14 protein-coding genes are annotated in these 14577 nt (G+C 62.6%); 12 read left to right on the top strand and 2 right to left on the bottom strand.

All coding sequences use genetic code 11. The features are described 5' to 3' along the window. From dnaK to A2J01_RS30875, 9 genes are all read left to right on the top strand, one after another. Positions 1–1638: molecular chaperone DnaK (gene dnaK, locus A2J01_RS30835; RefSeq protein ID WP_064114250.1), on the top strand; the 1638-nt coding region annotated here is incomplete at its 5' end. Then, the gene (gene grpE / locus A2J01_RS30840; protein ID WP_003944430.1) at positions 1635–2231 is read left to right on the top strand and encodes a nucleotide exchange factor GrpE; all 597 of its coding nucleotides are present in this window, start codon (positions 1635–1637) and stop codon (positions 2229–2231) included. The genes dnaK and grpE, both read left to right, overlap by 4 nt. A gap of 22 nt (positions 2232–2253) precedes the next feature. Beyond that, positions 2254–3426, top strand: coding sequence for a molecular chaperone DnaJ (gene dnaJ, locus A2J01_RS30845; protein ID WP_064114251.1), 1173 nt, complete (start codon positions 2254–2256; stop codon positions 3424–3426). Next, positions 3423–3833 (top strand): heat shock protein transcriptional repressor HspR, encoded by a 411-nt coding sequence (locus tag A2J01_RS30850; protein WP_003944355.1) that lies wholly within the window; start codon positions 3423–3425, stop codon positions 3831–3833. Before dnaJ ends, A2J01_RS30850 begins: the two co-directional genes overlap by 4 nt. Positions 3834–4165: 332 nt before the next feature. Continuing rightward, positions 4166–5380 carry an ABC transporter substrate-binding protein gene (locus A2J01_RS30855; RefSeq protein ID WP_007726702.1) on the top strand — a complete coding sequence of 405 codons (1215 nt, stop codon included), beginning with the start codon at positions 4166–4168 and terminating at the stop codon, positions 5378–5380. Next, positions 5377–6234 (top strand): branched-chain amino acid ABC transporter permease, encoded by an 858-nt coding sequence (locus tag A2J01_RS30860; protein WP_007726703.1) that lies wholly within the window; start codon positions 5377–5379, stop codon positions 6232–6234. The genes A2J01_RS30855 and A2J01_RS30860 overlap by 4 nt, the downstream gene beginning before the upstream one ends. A 1-nt stretch (position 6235) precedes the next feature. Next, entirely contained in the window at positions 6236–8086 is a 1851-nt protein-coding gene (locus tag A2J01_RS30865; protein ID WP_064114252.1) for a branched-chain amino acid ABC transporter ATP-binding protein/permease, read from the top strand. Next, positions 8086–8805 (top strand): ABC transporter ATP-binding protein, encoded by a 720-nt coding sequence (locus A2J01_RS30870; protein ID WP_003944438.1) that lies wholly within the window; start codon positions 8086–8088, stop codon positions 8803–8805. The genes A2J01_RS30865 and A2J01_RS30870 overlap by 1 nt, the downstream gene beginning before the upstream one ends. A 132-nt stretch (positions 8806–8937) precedes the next feature. Then, positions 8938–10113 carry an NADH:flavin oxidoreductase gene (locus A2J01_RS30875; RefSeq protein WP_054827517.1) on the top strand — a complete coding sequence of 392 codons (1176 nt, stop codon included), beginning with the start codon at positions 8938–8940 and terminating at the stop codon, positions 10111–10113. A 91-nt stretch (positions 10114–10204) separates the two neighbouring features. Here the strand turns inward: A2J01_RS30875 and A2J01_RS30880 are convergent, their stop codons facing one another. Continuing rightward, on the bottom strand, positions 10205–10666 hold the full coding sequence (locus tag A2J01_RS30880; protein ID WP_064114253.1) for a hypothetical protein: 462 nt from the start codon (positions 10664–10666) through the stop codon (positions 10205–10207). Positions 10667–10842: 176 nt separating this feature from the next. On the opposite strand from A2J01_RS30880, the gene A2J01_RS30885 reads away from it, so the two are divergent. Beyond that, on the top strand, positions 10843–11502 hold the full coding sequence (locus A2J01_RS30885; protein WP_003944425.1) for a response regulator: 660 nt from the start codon (positions 10843–10845) through the stop codon (positions 11500–11502). Between the two features lie 7 nt (positions 11503–11509). On the opposite strand, the gene A2J01_RS30890 is transcribed toward A2J01_RS30885, so the two are convergent. Beyond that, positions 11510–11950, bottom strand: a complete 441-nt coding sequence (locus tag A2J01_RS30890; RefSeq protein ID WP_047269511.1) for a hypothetical protein — start codon at positions 11948–11950, stop codon at positions 11510–11512. 207 nt (positions 11951–12157) lie between these two features. Here A2J01_RS30890 and A2J01_RS30895 point away from each other — a divergent pair, with 207 nt between their 5' ends. Both A2J01_RS30895 and A2J01_RS30900 read left to right on the top strand, forming a co-directional pair. After that, entirely contained in the window at positions 12158–13783 is a 1626-nt protein-coding gene (locus A2J01_RS30895) for a flavin-containing monooxygenase (protein WP_064114262.1), read from the top strand. After that, on the top strand, positions 13780–14577 hold the full coding sequence (locus A2J01_RS30900) for a mycofactocin-coupled SDR family oxidoreductase (RefSeq protein ID WP_054827520.1): 798 nt from the start codon (positions 13780–13782) through the stop codon (positions 14575–14577). The genes A2J01_RS30895 and A2J01_RS30900 overlap by 4 nt, the downstream gene beginning before the upstream one ends.

The raw sequence follows: 14577 nt of genomic DNA on the forward strand, positions 1-14577 counted from the left end.
ATCGGCACTGACTGGAACGTGGAAATCGACGGCAAGAAGTACACGCCGCAGGAAATCAGCGCCCGCACGCTCATGAAGCTCAAGCGTGACGCGGAGGCTTACCTCGGCGAAGACATCACCGACGCCGTCATCACCGTCCCCGCGTACTTCGAGGACGCACAGCGTCAGGCAACCAAGGAAGCCGGCCAGATCGCCGGCCTCAACGTCCTTCGTATCGTCAACGAGCCCACCGCGGCTGCACTGGCATACGGACTCGACAAGGGTGACACCGAGCAGACCATTCTGGTCTTCGACCTCGGTGGCGGCACCTTCGACGTCTCCCTGCTCGAAATCGGCGACGGTGTCGTCGAGGTTCGCGCAACCTCCGGTGACAACCACCTCGGTGGCGACGACTGGGACGAGCGCGTCGTCGCTTGGCTGGTCGACAAGTTCAAGGCTCAGAACGGCATCGATCTGACCAAGGACAAGATGGCCCTGCAGCGTCTGCGTGAGGCTGCGGAGAAGGCGAAGATCGAGCTCTCCAGCTCGCAGAGCACCTCCATCAACCTCCCGTACATCACGGTCGACGCGGACAAGAACCCGCTCTTCCTGGACGAGCAGCTCACCCGCAGCGAGTTCCAGAAGATCACCTCGGACCTGCTCGATCGCACTCGTGCGCCGTTCCAGGCAGTGATCAAGGACAGCGGAATCGCCGTCAAGGACATCGACCATGTCGTGCTCGTCGGTGGCTCCACCCGTATGCCGGCCGTCTCCGATCTGGTTCGTGAACTGACCGGTGGCCGTGAGCCCAACAAGGGCGTCAACCCGGACGAGGTCGTCGCCGTCGGCGCCGCACTCCAGGCCGGTGTGCTCAAGGGTGAGGTCAAGGACGTTCTGCTCCTCGACGTCACGCCGCTTTCCCTCGGCATCGAAACCAAGGGTGGCGTGATGACCAAGCTCATCGAGCGCAACACCACGATCCCCACGAAGCGTTCCGAGACCTTCACCACCGCTGACGACAACCAGCCTTCGGTGCAGATCCAGGTCTTCCAGGGTGAGCGCGAAATCGCTTCGCACAACAAGCTGCTCGGCTCCTTCGAGCTCACCGATCTGCCGCCCGCCCCGCGTGGCGTTCCGCAGATCGAGGTCACCTTCGACATCGACGCCAACGGCATCGTGCACGTGACGGCGAAGGACAAGGGCACCGGCAAGGAAAACACGATCAAGATCCAGGACGGCTCCGGTCTGTCCAAGGAAGAGATCGAGCGCATGGTCAAGGACGCCGAGGCTCACGCCGAGGAAGACAAGGCCCGTCGCGAAGAGGCAGAGGTTCGCAACCAGGCCGAGTCGCTGGTCCACCAGACGGAGAAGTTCGTCAAGGAGCAGCGTGAAGGTGAGAACGCGGGCAAGGTCTCCGAGGAGATCCTGACCAAGGTCGAGGCAGCGGTCAAGGACGTCAACGACGCCCTGGCAGGCACCGACATCGCTGCAGTGAAGACCGCAGTGGAGAAGCTGGGCACCGAGTCGCAGGCTCTGGGCCAGGCCATCTACGAGGCTTCCGCTGCAAACGAGGCCGGAAACACCGACGGCGCAGGCAATGACGACGACGTCGTCGACGCCGAGGTTGTCGACGAGCCCACCGACTCGGACAAGAAGTGACCTCGGACAACCCCGAGAACAACCCGGTCGACCCCGAGACCGGTGCACAGGGAGAGGCGGCGGGGGAATCCCTGCCGCCGCTCGACTCGGAAGACACAGGGGTAGTTCAGGAAGCAGAGTCGATCGTGGAGGAAGCATCCGCCACCGATCAGCTCGCCGAACGGACTGCGGATCTGCAGCGACTTCAGGCGGAGTTCACCAACTACCGTCGTCGCGTCGAGCGTGACAAGCAGGTCATCAAGGAAACCGCGCGGGCTTCGGTCATCACCGAGCTCATCGGAATTCTCGACGACCTGGATCGCGCTCGGGCACACGGTGACCTCGAATCGGGTCCACTGCGTGCACTCGCAGACAAACTCAACACGACCCTGACGGGTCTGGGTTTGACCGACTTCGGTAGCGAGGGTGACGATTTCGATCCCGCGCTCCACGAAGCGGTGCAACATGAAGGCGAAGGCCACGACCCGGTACTCGGGACGGTCATGCGCAAGGGATACAAGCTCGGCGACCGGGTCCTTCGGACCGCAATGGTGGCCGTGACGGACCGGGTAGGCGACAAGCCTGCAGACGGTTCAGAACAAGAAGCGAAGTAACAGTGAGAGGAGGAGACGCCCAGTGAGTCAACGGGAGTGGATCGAGAAGGACTTCTACAAGGAGCTGGGCGTCTCGTCCACCGCGACGGCCGACGAAATCAAGAAGGCGTATCGCAAGCTGGCTCGGGATCTTCATCCCGACGCCAACCCTGACGATGCGAAGGCCGAAGAGCGTTTCAAGTCCGTCAGTGAAGCTCATGCCGTTCTGTCTGATCCGGACAAGCGCAAGGAGTACGACGAGGCTCGGCGCCTCTTTGCCAGCGGCGGCTTCGGCCCCCGCGCGCAGGGCGGCGGCGGATTCAACCCCGGCGCTGGTGGTTTCGACATCAACGACCTGTTCGGCGGCGGGGCCGGTGGGCAGGACTCGGGTCTCGGAGACATCTTCGGCGGATTGTTCAACCGCGGGGGAGCGGGCCAGCGAACAGCTGCGCCCAGCCGCCCGCGTCGAGGCAAGGATCTCGAGACCGAGACGACGCTCGCCTTCCGTGAAGCAGCGCTCGGTGTCACCGTCCCTCTTCGTCTGACCAGCCCTACGTCGTGCACCACGTGTCACGGCAGCGGCGCAAAGCCAGGCACCAGCCCGCGAGTGTGCCCACATTGCAACGGAACCGGCGTGGTCAGCCGGAACCAGGGCGCCTTCGGATTCAGTGAGCCGTGTGACGATTGCCGGGGAACCGGCTCGATCATCGACTCGCCGTGTGAAGACTGCCACGGTAGCGGCGTCACCAATCGCACACGGACCATCACGGTTCGCGTGCCTGCCGGTGTGAGTGACGGTCAGAAGATCAGACTCAAGGGCAAGGGCGAAGCGGGACTCCGCGGCGCTCCGGCCGGCGACCTGTTCGTCAACATCCGCGTCAAGCCGGACAGTGTCTTCGGACGCAACGGCGACGACCTGACACTGACGGTTCCGGTGAGCTACGGCGAGCTGGTGCTGGGAACGACACTGTCCGTGCCGACTTTGGAAGGCCGTGTCGGAGTGAAGGTTCCGGCTGGAACGGTGGACGGACGCATTCTGCGAGTTCGCGGACGCGGTATCCCCAAGCGGCCGGACGGTGCCGGTGACCTTCTGGTCACGGTCAAGGTATCCGTTCCGCAGAAGTTGGACGACCCGGCGATCGAAGCGCTGAAAACCTATCTCGAAGCCGAGAAGGCGAGCGGGTTCGATCCACGGGCCGGGTGGGCCGGTGCATGATGACAGAGCGACCGCAGAATCAATGGGATGCGACGGTCGATCCTGACGCTCAGATCTTCGTGATCTCGGTAGCAGCCGAGTTGGCCGGAATGCACGCGCAGACTTTGCGTAACTACGACCGACTCGGGTTGGTCACCCCGCATCGAACCACCGGTGGCGGACGACGCTACTCCCCGCGCGATGTTGCGCTTCTTCGTGAAGTACAACGGCTTTCGCAGGACGAGGGAGTCAACCTTGCCGGAATCAAACGAATCATCGAACTGACCAACCAGGTCGAGGCTCTGCAGCATCGCGTCCGCGAATTGGCCGAGGAGATCGCGAAAGTCCATGCGGGCTATCGCCGGGATCTCGTGCCGATTCCGCGCAACAACGCGTTGGTGGTCTGGAAGCCCCGCAACCAGAGATAGTCGGACCTTTACACAAACGGCTCCACGCCCTGTCGGATTCATTTCGTCGAATCCGCCAGGGCGTGGAGCCGTTTCGGCGTTTCCACCCAGCGGGAAGAGATCTGTCGACGCCGCCTCAATGTGCATAGCGTCCGCTTCCATGACTCCACTTTTCAGCGTTTGACGTTATCCAGATCACATTCTATGCTCCATCCCAAGCAACTGCTTGCTAGATCATCAAGCGGTCGCTTGGTTGGCTGGTGCTCGAAATCAGGCACGTCCACCGGCCGATCATTCTTTCGTCAGGTATTCGCCTGACGTTCGGTGCATACATGTGTTCTAGGAGTGCAGACATGAATCGTCGGCCCATTCTTGTTGCGGCAGTTGCCGTGACGGCTCTGGCTCTTGCAGGGTGCAGTGGTTCTTCGGAGTCCGACGGAGGTGCGGACTCGCCCTACCGTGTGCTGCTGACCGGCGGGATCAGTGCACAGGGAGTCCTCGCGGCTAATTCGCAGACCTCGCTGCTCGCCACCAAGGCGGGCGTTCAGGTCCAGAACGAAGCCGGGGGGATCGGTGGCCGTCAGATCGAGCTCACTACGGTGGACGACGCGGGTGACGCAACCATCGCCGTCACCAAGCTGCGCGAAGCCATCAATTCGGGGAACAAGCCTGACCTCTACCTGAACTCGGGTCCGTCGTCGATCGCGGCTGCGGTTCTGCCGATCCTCAAGCAGAACAACATTCTCTCGATGAGCATGGCTCCCTCGCCCGATTCGACGGACCCCTCGAAGTTCCCGCTCAACTTCGATCTGGCTCCGGGTGCGACCGATACCGCTCGCGGAATTTCCGAGTACGCGAAGTCCAAGGGTTACAGCAGCGTCGGAGTCTTGCACGGCAGCACCGCTTACGGTGAGCTGTTCGGCGAAGAAATGACCAGTGCTTTGCAATCCGCAGGTCTGAAGGCCGCCGGTAACGAGGAGTACGACGCCGCCGCTTTGGACATGACGGCGCAGTTGCAGTCGCTCAAGAATTCGGGTGCCGCGGCAATCGCCTTGGATGCGTACGGCGCTCCTCTCGGATACGTGTTGCAAAGCCTCGAGCGACTCGGCTGGGACGTGCCGCTGGTCGGAAACACCTCGGTGTCTGCCACCAACCTGATCGCGAATGATCCGCCGGCCGGTGTGCTCGGCACCCCGCAGGTGAAGAACCTGGTGACGCAGGTGTTCAGCAGCACGGTGTTCGATCCGAACAACGCACTCGTCAACACGATGGTGGACACGATGGCTTCGCTGGGCTCCATCCCGTCGACGCTGATCCTCGCAGACAACTACGACGCATTCCCCCTCGTCGCGGCGGCAGCGGAGAAGGTCGGCAGTTCGACCGATCCGAAGAAGCTCGCCGAAGCACTGGAAACCACTGAGGTCCAGGAGAATGCCAAGACCGCATTCCTCTCGCGCTACAACTTCAGCTCCGACAACCACGGCCCGAACCCGGACACCAGCGAGCTGAAGTTCATCAGCCCGACGAAGATCCTCAACGGTCAGTTCGGAAACCCGGCTGCGTCATGACCATTCTGTGGTCCGGATTGGCGCTCGGCGCGGTTTACGTGCTGGTTGCCATCGGGTACAACATCGTTTTCGTTTCCTCCAACACATTCAACTTCGCTCAAGCTCAGCTGATGATGGTGGGCACCTTTGTCGCCTACACGGGTCTGGTGACCCTGAAACTCCCCGTTCTCGTGGTGGCCGTCATGGCTACCGTGACCGTGATGCTCCTCGCCTCGGTCGAGGAGATCGTCGCGATCAGACCGGTGGCCGATCACCAGAACCAGTTGGTCACGACGTTGGGTGTCGCAACTCTGCTCAACGGCGCCACTCAATTGATCTGGGGTAGTGAACCTCTCACGGTTCCGTTCTTCGGATCGAACGAACCGATCACCCTGCTCGGCGGCCGCACCTACCCGGTCGAGATCGCTCTGCTGGTTGCGGCGATCGCACTGGTCGTCGGGTTGAGTTACGTCTCGAAGAAAACGATGACGGGTCTGGCTCTGATCGGCATCTCCGAGGATCGTGAAGCGGCGATGCTGCGAGGAGTCAACGTACGACGGTTGGCGCTGGGAGCGTTTGCCTTCTCGGGTGCCTTGGCCGGTGTCCTCGGACTCTTCGTCGGTCCCAAGACGTTTGCAGTTGCGACGTTGGGTGCAGCGTTGGCCCTCAAGGGATTCGTGGCGTTGGCGATCGGCGGGTTCGGCTCTCTGCCTGGCGCTTTGATCGGCGGTCTGACCGTCGGCCTGGTGGAATCGTTCACCGCCCTGTGGGCGGGAAGTCAGTACAGCAATATCGCCGTCTTCACGGTGCTGATCGTCATCTTGATGGTCAAACCGGCAGGACTGTTCGGCAATGTCCGAGAACGGGTGGTGTGAGATGGTAAGTGCGTGGCGGACTTTCCGTTCCCTACCGAGCTGGATCATCCCACTCGTCCTGGCCGTGGTGATCCTGCTGCTGCCCGTGATGGGACTCGACCTGTCGCCATCACGTCAGATTCAATTGGCCTGCATCCTGGCACTTGTGGTCAGTGGCCTGAACTTGAGCCTCGGCTTTGCCGGTGAACTGGCACTCGGCCAGGCCGCGATGTACGCGGCCGGTGCCTACACCGCGGGTCTGATGTCCCAGGCAGGTCACACCGACATTCTGCTCCAGCTTGCTGCCTCCGGAGCAGTGGCACTGGCGGTCGGAATCCTGACCGGTGTTCCCGGTCTGCGCCTGGGCAACTGGTCCCTGGCGATGACGTCGTTCTTCCTGGTTCTGCTGGTACCGGACGTACTGGCGATCTTCGGTGGCAAGACCGGCGGCCGAAACGGCCTCACCGGTATGGAGCCGCCGACGTTCTTCGGTTCCGAACTCGACACCCAGCAGTACTACATGGTGGTCGTCGTCGTGACCGTGCTCTGGTTCGCGGTGATGCGTAACCTGGTGGTCTCGCGCCACGGCATCGCGTTCCGCACGCTCAAGCAGTCGCCGGTTCTGGCGTCGTCGCAGGGTGTATCGGTGTTCCGGATGAAGCTGCTCGGTTATGCCATCGGTGCGTTCCCCGCCGGTCTGGCGGGTGCGCTGTTCGCCAACACCGACCTGTTCATCTCGCCGGAAGCCTTCGGGTTCACCTTTGCCACAGCAGTTCTGGCGGCGTCGATCCTCGGCGGTGCGGCAAGTGTGTACGGCGCCGTGGTCGGTGCCGCGATCATGCAGCTCGGTCCCAACCAGTCGACGGCGTTCCAGGAGTATTCGCTGATCTTCTACGGCGGCTTCCTGATCATCGGCGGTGTGCTTCTCTCCAGGGGTTTGACCAAGGTCGGGCGAGCGATCGTCTCGAAACTCGATCGCAAGGCCGGCCTGGGCGTAGTCACCGCAAAGGAAAACAGCGGTGGGACACCGGAACTGGCGCCGATCAACGGAGCACGGTTGGTGGTCGACGGAGTGTCCAAAGCGTTCGGTGGCAACCAGGCGCTCAATGCGGCAACCCTGACCGCAGAGGCCGGTAAGGTCACCGCGTTGATCGGACCCAACGGTTCGGGTAAGACGACCATGCTCAACATGATCTGCGGCTTCTACACCGCAGATGCGGGCGTGATCACGATCGGTGACACGGTGGTCTCGCAGTCGTCGCCGCACAAGGTGGCGCGCGTGGGTGTGGCGCGCACGTTCCAAACTCCGACGATTCCGGAAAACATCACGGTTCTGGAAGCTGTTGCATCCGGACGTTATTCGGTGCACCGAGCGTCGATGGCGTCGGCTGTGCTTCGCCTGCCCAGCTTCCGCAGGATCGCGAAGGCCGACATCGTCGAGGCCGAGCGTGTCCTCGAACTCGTGGGGATGTCGCACTTGCGCAACGAGATCGCGACGTCGCTGCCCCTGGGGATGCGTCGCATGCTCGAGGTTGCTCGCGCCGTCATCGCCGAACCGAGGGTCGTCCTCTTCGACGAGGTGGCATCCGGACTCGACGAGGACGAACTCGAACGCCTGGCAGATCTGATCCGGGTACTGCGAGATGCCGGGGCGACAGTGGTGTTGGTGGAGCACAACTTCCGCCTCGTCCTCTCGCTGGCCGACGAGATAGTCGTGCTGGCGCAAGGGCAGGTGATCGCCACCGGCGATGCGGCAACCATCGAACATCACCCACGCGTCTTGAGCGAGTACCTCGGAGTCAAGTCCGGCGACGAAGAAGCACTTCTCGAAGAAATCGGCGCGGTAGACCATCAGACCAGTGAGGTGAAGTGATGGAACCGATTCTGAAGGTCCGAAACTTGCAGACCGGGTACGGCGATCTGCGCGTCGTCTGGGATGTCTCGTTCGACGTCTATCCCGGTCAGGTGACCGCCCTGCTCGGACGCAACGGCGCAGGCAAGACGAGCACGCTCCGTGCCCTGTCCGGCCTCAACAAGGTGGCCTCCGGAACCGTCGAGATGGACGGCGCCGACATCACCGGAGTCCCCGCGCACAAACGGGTACGACAGGGGATGGCGTACGTGCAGGAGGGCAAGCGGGTCTTCCACAAGCAGACCGTCGAGCAGAACCTCCTGCTGGGCGGGTACACCCGCAAGGCAAAGCGCGGCGAGCTTATGGAATCCGTCGAATCGATGTACGAGATGTTCCCGATCCTGGGGGAGAAGCGTTCGCTTCCCGCCGGTTCCATGTCGGGCGGTCAGCAGCAGATGCTCGCGATCGGCGCAGCGCTGATGGCGCAGCCTAGGTTGCTCCTTCTCGACGAACCTTCGGGCGGTCTCGCTCCCGTGATCGTCGGTGAGGTGATGGACCGCGTCCAACAACTCAAGGAAACCGGCCTGGCTGTTCTACTGGTCGAGCAGGCAGTCGAGGCCGCGATGAGCGTCGCCGATCATGTCACGGTCCTCGACATCGGCAAGGTGGTTCTCGACGCCGATGCCAAGGACATCGACGACCTGGCAGTGCTCAAGGATGCGTATTTCGGACGCGTCTGACCTGCAATGACGGCTTCAGCCCGGCCACCTCGGCCGGGCTGAAGCCGTTTCCCGCTCCGTGGCACGGGCCCTAGCCGGCTCGGGGCCATCGATCTACCGTCCTGCAAACAACTCCCGCGAGAGGCAAACTCGATGACCACTGCTCCCGACGTGCTCGCCCCGGCGAAGCTCGGCCCGGTGACCCTTCGAAATCGAATCATCAAGTCCGCGACATTCGAAGGCAAAACTCCCGACGCCCTGGTCACCGACGAGCTGATCGAGTTCCATCGTCGCCCAGCCGCCGGCGGAGTCGGGATGTCCACCGTCGCGTATTGCGCCGTCGCACCGGAAGGGCGCACCGAATACGGCCAGCTCTGGATGCGGCCCGATGCCCTCCCCGGGCTTCGGCGGCTCACCGATGCCATTCACGCCGAAGGTGCTGCTGCGTCGGCGCAGCTCGGCCATGCCGGTCCCGTGGCGAATCAGAAGTCGACCGGACTGCCCGCGCTGGCACCGTCGAGTTCGTTCAATCCGTTGAGCATGAGGATGATTCGCACTGCCACGACAGCGGACATCACCAGAATTGCGGCCGCGCACGGGAGCGCTGCGCGACTTGCCGTCGAGGCAGGATTCGACGCCGTCGAGATCCACTTCGGTCACAACTATTTCGCGAGCTCGTTCCTGAGCCCGAAACTCAACCGTCGTAAGGACTCCTACGGCGGATCGCTGGAGAACCGGGCTCGCGTCGTACTCGAAACTGCACGCAGTGTGCGCGATGCCGTCGGTGACAAGGTCGCGATCTTGGCCAAGCTGAACATGGACGACGGTGTGCCAGGCGGATTCTGGGTGGACGAAGCAATCCAGGTGGCGCAGTGGCTCGAAGCATCCGGAAGCGTCGACGCGCTCGAGTTGACGATGGGCAGTTCACTGCTCAACCCGATGTACCTGTTCAAGGGCGATGCGCCGATCCGCGAGTTCGCCGCGGCGATGCCGCAACCTGTTCGACTCGGTGTGCAGTTGGTGGGGAAGAGCATGTTGCATACCTATCCGTACAAGCCGTTGTTCATGCTGGAAGAGGCTCGGCAGATTCGTGCTGCGGTGAAGTTGCCGCTCGTGCTGCTCGGGGGTGTCACGGACAAAGCGGGCATGGATACCGCAATGGCGGAAGGGTTCGAGTTCGTCGCCATGGCACGGGCGCTGCTCAGAGAACCGGATCTGATCAATCGGATCGCGGCCGAATCCGATACCCAATCACTGTGCATCCACTGCAACAAGTGCATGCCCACGATCTTCAGTGGCGCCCGCTGCGTGTTGGTCGAACGCGTCTGAGCTGGTCAGCGCACACCACGTCCCGACATCCATGCGGATACCGGGTCGTGGGCCGTAGCGGATCAAGTTCGTGGTTGCATCAACGCTTGGTTCAGTTCTGCGTGAAGACGTCGTAGGAGGCGTTCATCGTGGGGTAGCCGGTGGCCATGTAGTCGGTGAGGATGACGTGCGTCGGGTCGCCGATGATGCGAGTCCCGTCGAGGGTGGGGTTGCCGACGTAGTTGTTGGCAGCCATGACCGTCTGGACGCCGTCGGCGACGTTGTAGGTGACGTCGACACCGATACCGCGGGGATCGCTGCTGTAGGCGGTGACGATCTCGGGGGTGTGCGGGGCCAGGTAGGAGCGGGGGCCGTTGATCCACTGTCCGTAGGGGTTGGACGCGCTGTCCAGCAGCATCGGGTTGTCGGTGTTGTTGGTGATGGTCATGGCAACCGTCGGGCCGTCGGTGGGCATAGTGCCGGCGTTGGCGATCGCTGCGGTTCCCAGTGCGGTTCCGCCGACAGCGAGGGCGATTGCGGTGACTGCTACGAAGCGAGTGGTGTTGGTACGCATGATGTCTGCTCCTGGGATGGTGTGTGGTTGCCGTTCTCGGCGATGAATCAATCTTGTCGCGAAGGAGTGCTGCTGTATGTCCGCCGACGGGGCCGTGGCGGGGTTGAATCTCTTGTCCCCCGATCGGGGGAGGCGTAAGTGCTCGCATTGCTGGTACGGGCGTGAGAAAGTGAGCAATGCGCGAAGGCACGAAGCCGCTGGCCGGCAAGGTTTCCGTGGTGGTCGGCGACGATCACCCACTGTTCCGTGAGGGCGTGGTTCGGGCTCTGACCGGCAGTGACAGCATCGACGTCCTGGGCGAGGCCGACGACGGCGCAGCAGCGCTCGCAATGATCCGCGAACTACGCCCGCAGGTCGCGCTGCTCGACTTCCGGATGCCGCACCTGGATGGAACTCAGGTCGCCGCCGCAGTCGTTCGAGACGAACTTCCGACGCGTGTGCTTCTGCTCAGCGCTCACGACGAATCGTCTGTCGTGTACCAGGCCCTGCAAGCCGGTGCTGCCGGATTCCTGCCGAAGGAATCGACTCGCGCCGAGATCGTGAGCGCCGTGCTCGACTGTGCTGCGGGACGAGATGTGTTGCCGCCCAGTATCGCCGCCGGATTGGTAGGAGAGGTTCGGCGTCGTAGTGAACCGTCCGGTCCGACGCTCAGCGCCCGCGAACGTGAGGTTCTCGGATTGATCGCGCAGGGCGCCAGCATCCCGGTCATCGCCTCACAACTCTTTCTTGCGCCCTCCACCGTCAAAACTCACGTGCAGCGCCTCTACGAGAAACTCGGAGTCAACGATCGAGGCGCCGCCGTCGCCGCTGCAATGCGGCAGGGATTGTTGGAGTGAGCAAGCGTCACCGAAGCACGTACGTGACGTTCATGGCCGGGTAACCCGAGGTCATCGTCACCGTGACGTCGTGGCTGTCGGGGGCGTACGTACCTCCGGCATCCGCCCTGGTCTTCGAGTTGGTAGCACTGAAGACAAACACTCCACCGTCGTCGGAGCGGTACGTGAGCACGATGGGGAAGTCGTTCTGGTTCTTGCTCGTGGCCACAACGTTCACGTTCATGTTGGGGAGGATGTAGTCCGCCGGCGGGACGACCCAGTCGCCGTTCGGGTTGGATGCGTCGACCAGATACAGGGCCCCGCGACCCGAATTGCTGATCATCGCCGTCGTGACGGATGTGTCGGTCATCGACTTCACCGTGTTCGCACCGGCGGAGCGGGCAACCAGAGCTGCCATGCTGAGGCCGGAGAAGGAAAGTGCTTCAGGTCGAATTGTGTTGGTGCTCATCATGTTCTCCTCGATTTGTCGGTCTCGGTGACCGTGTGTTTCTGTGATGAGACAACTATGGCCCCGAAATCCCTTCGGGTCTGTCCACCTACGGGTCCGAGTGCTGGACGACATCGCTGTCCCCCGATCGGTGGACACAGCGCTCTCCGCCCACCCAGCGGGAGAACCTGTTCCTCTACCATTCAACCCACTCGTAGCGTGGCCACCATGACCGATCCTGACTTCTCTACCGCACCACTCGACGTCGTAGTCATCGGCGCCGGCGTCGCCGGCATGTACGCCATGCACCGACTTCGCGAGCAGGGGCTGCGTGTCCACGGCTTCGAGGCGGGCTCCGGAGTGGGCGGCACGTGGTACTTCAACCGCTACCCGGGCGCACGCTGCGATGTCGAGAGTTTCGACTACTCCTACTCGTTCTCCGAAGAGTTGCAACAGGATTGGGACTGGAGCGAGAAGTACGCCGCGCAACCGGAGATCCTGTCCTACCTCGATCACGTCGCCGATCGCTTCGACCTACGCAGTGGGTTCACTTTCGATACCCGTGTCCTGAGCGCACAGTTCGACGAGGACTCGTCGACGTGGCGAGTGCACACCGACGGTGGTCATGACGTCACCTCGCGGTTCGTGGTGTGCGCCACGGGCAGCCTCTCGACCGCGAACGTTCCGAACATTGCAGGTCGCGAGACTTTCGGCGGTGAGGTCTTCCACACCGGCTTCTGGCCGCACGAGGGCGTCGATTTCACCGGCAAGCGAGTGGGAGTGATCGGCACCGGATCGTCGGGCATCCAGTCCGTTCCGTTGATCGCCGAGCAGGCCGATCACCTCTTCGTGTTCCAGCGGTCCGCGAATTACAGTGTGCCGGCGGGAAACACGCCTCTCGATGACAAACGACGCGCAGAGATCAAGGCCGACTACGCCGAGCGTCGAGCGCTGTCCAAGCGCAGTGGCGGTGGATCTCCGTTCGTTTCGGATCCTCGCAGCGCGCTCGAGGTGTCCGAGGCCGAGAGGAACGCGGCCTACGAGGAGCGGTGGAAGCTCGGCGGTGTTCTGTTCGCCAAAACCTTCGCAGACCAGACCAGCAACATCGACGCCAACGCGACGGCGGCCGCATTTGCCGAGGCCAAGATCAGATCGGGGGGCGAAGATCAGGCGATCGCCGACCTGCTGATCCCGAACGACCACCCCATCGGGACCAAGCGGATCGTGACGGACACCGACTACTACCAGAGCTACAACCGTGACAACGTGAGCCTGGTCGATCTCAAGAGCGCACCGATCGAGGCAATCGACGAGGCCGGGATCAAGACGACCGACTCGCACTACGAACTCGACGCATTGGTGTTCGCCACCGGTTTCGATGCGATGACCGGGGCACTCGATCGCATCGAGATCCGTGGCCGCAACGGCGAGACCTTGCGAGAGAACTGGCATGCGGGTCCGAGAACCTATCTTGGTTTGGGAGTTCACGGCTTCCCGAACCTGTTCATCGTCACCGGGCCGGGCAGCCCGAGTGTGCTGTCCAACATGATTCTCGCTGCCGAACAGCACGTCGACTGGATCGCCGACGCGATCAACCACCTCGATTCGGCGGGGATCGACACCATCGAGCCGAGTGCCGAAGCCGTGGACAACTGGCTCGAGGAGTGCTCACGCCGGGCGTCGGCAACATTGTTCCCATCCGCGAACTCCTGGTACATGGGAGCCAACATCCCGGGAAAGCCGAGGATATTCATGCCCTTCATCGGAGGCTTCGGTGTCTACTCCGACATCTGTGCAGACGTGGCAGCAGCGGGATACCGAGGCTTCGAACTGAACAGCACGGTGCACGCATGAGCCGGCTGGAGGGCAAGCGGGTACTCGTGACGGGTGCTGCCGGAGGAATGGGACGCTCACACTGTGAGCGGCTCGCCGAGGAAGGCGCGTCCGTGATCGCGTTGGATGTCGAACAGGCACAATCGGGGTTGGCGGAAACCGCTCAGGCAGTGCGTGATCGAGGCGGTATCGCGGTGACCGGTGTGGCGGATATTCGGGACTTCGACGGTCTGGCCGCCGTCGTGGCCGAGTGCGTTACCGAACTCGGCGGGTTGGACGTCGTGGTCGCGAATGCAGGTGTGTACGACACGCCGGGACCGTCGTGGACCATCGATCCTGCAGTGTGGAACCGCTCGCTGGACGTCAATCTGACCGGGGCGTGGCACACCGTCAAGGCCTGCGTTCCGCACTTCGGCGACGGTGGATCCGTCGTTCTGGTCAGCTCGACAGCGGGAATCAAAGGTATTGCCGGAGCAAGTCATTACAGCGCAGCCAAGCATGCCGTGGTGGGCCTGGCCAGAACGCTGGCCAACGAGTTGGGGGCGCAGAGTATCCGCGTCAACTCCGTGCATCCGGGTTCGGTACGTACCCCGATGATCATCAACGAGCGAGTGTTCGCGAACCTGTGCCCGGACATCGAGAATCCCACCGAAGCAGACGCTGCTGCAGTGCTCAGCGCTCGCAACTTGCTGCCCGTTCCCTGGGTCGATCCGGTGGACGTCAGTAATGCGGTCCTGTTTCTCGCATCCGCGGAGTCCCGCTACATGACCGGCTGTCAGTTGATTGTCGACGCCGGCCTGACCCAGAAAGTGTGA

The organism is Rhodococcus sp. EPR-134 (assembly GCF_001647205.1).
Lineage (GTDB): Bacteria > Actinomycetota > Actinomycetes > Mycobacteriales > Mycobacteriaceae > Rhodococcus_F > Rhodococcus_F qingshengii.

Excerpts from the sequence above, each read along its gene's own strand:
- A2J01_RS30860 (WP_007726703.1), top strand. The coding sequence starts at position 5,377 with ATGACCATTCTGTGGTCCGGATTGGCGCTCGGCGCGGTTTACGTGCTG.
- A2J01_RS30855 (WP_007726702.1), top strand. The coding sequence starts at position 4,166 with ATGAATCGTCGGCCCATTCTTGTTGCGGCAGTTGCCGTGACGGCTCTG.
- A2J01_RS30895 (WP_064114262.1), top strand. The coding sequence starts at position 12,158 with ATGACCGATCCTGACTTCTCTACCGCACCACTCGACGTCGTAGTCATC.
- A2J01_RS30900 (WP_054827520.1), top strand. The coding sequence starts at position 13,780 with ATGAGCCGGCTGGAGGGCAAGCGGGTACTCGTGACGGGTGCTGCCGGA.
- A2J01_RS30865 (WP_064114252.1), top strand. The coding sequence starts at position 6,236 with ATGGTAAGTGCGTGGCGGACTTTCCGTTCCCTACCGAGCTGGATCATC.
- A2J01_RS30890 (WP_047269511.1), bottom strand. The coding sequence starts at position 11,950 with ATGAGCACCAACACAATTCGACCTGAAGCACTTTCCTTCTCCGGCCTC.
- A2J01_RS30875 (WP_054827517.1), top strand. The coding sequence starts at position 8,938 with ATGACCACTGCTCCCGACGTGCTCGCCCCGGCGAAGCTCGGCCCGGTG.
- A2J01_RS30850 (WP_003944355.1), top strand. The coding sequence starts at position 3,423 with ATGATGACAGAGCGACCGCAGAATCAATGGGATGCGACGGTCGATCCT.
- A2J01_RS30870 (WP_003944438.1), top strand. The coding sequence starts at position 8,086 with ATGGAACCGATTCTGAAGGTCCGAAACTTGCAGACCGGGTACGGCGAT.
- A2J01_RS30885 (WP_003944425.1), top strand. The coding sequence starts at position 10,843 with ATGCGCGAAGGCACGAAGCCGCTGGCCGGCAAGGTTTCCGTGGTGGTC.
- A2J01_RS30880 (WP_064114253.1), bottom strand. The coding sequence starts at position 10,666 with ATGCGTACCAACACCACTCGCTTCGTAGCAGTCACCGCAATCGCCCTC.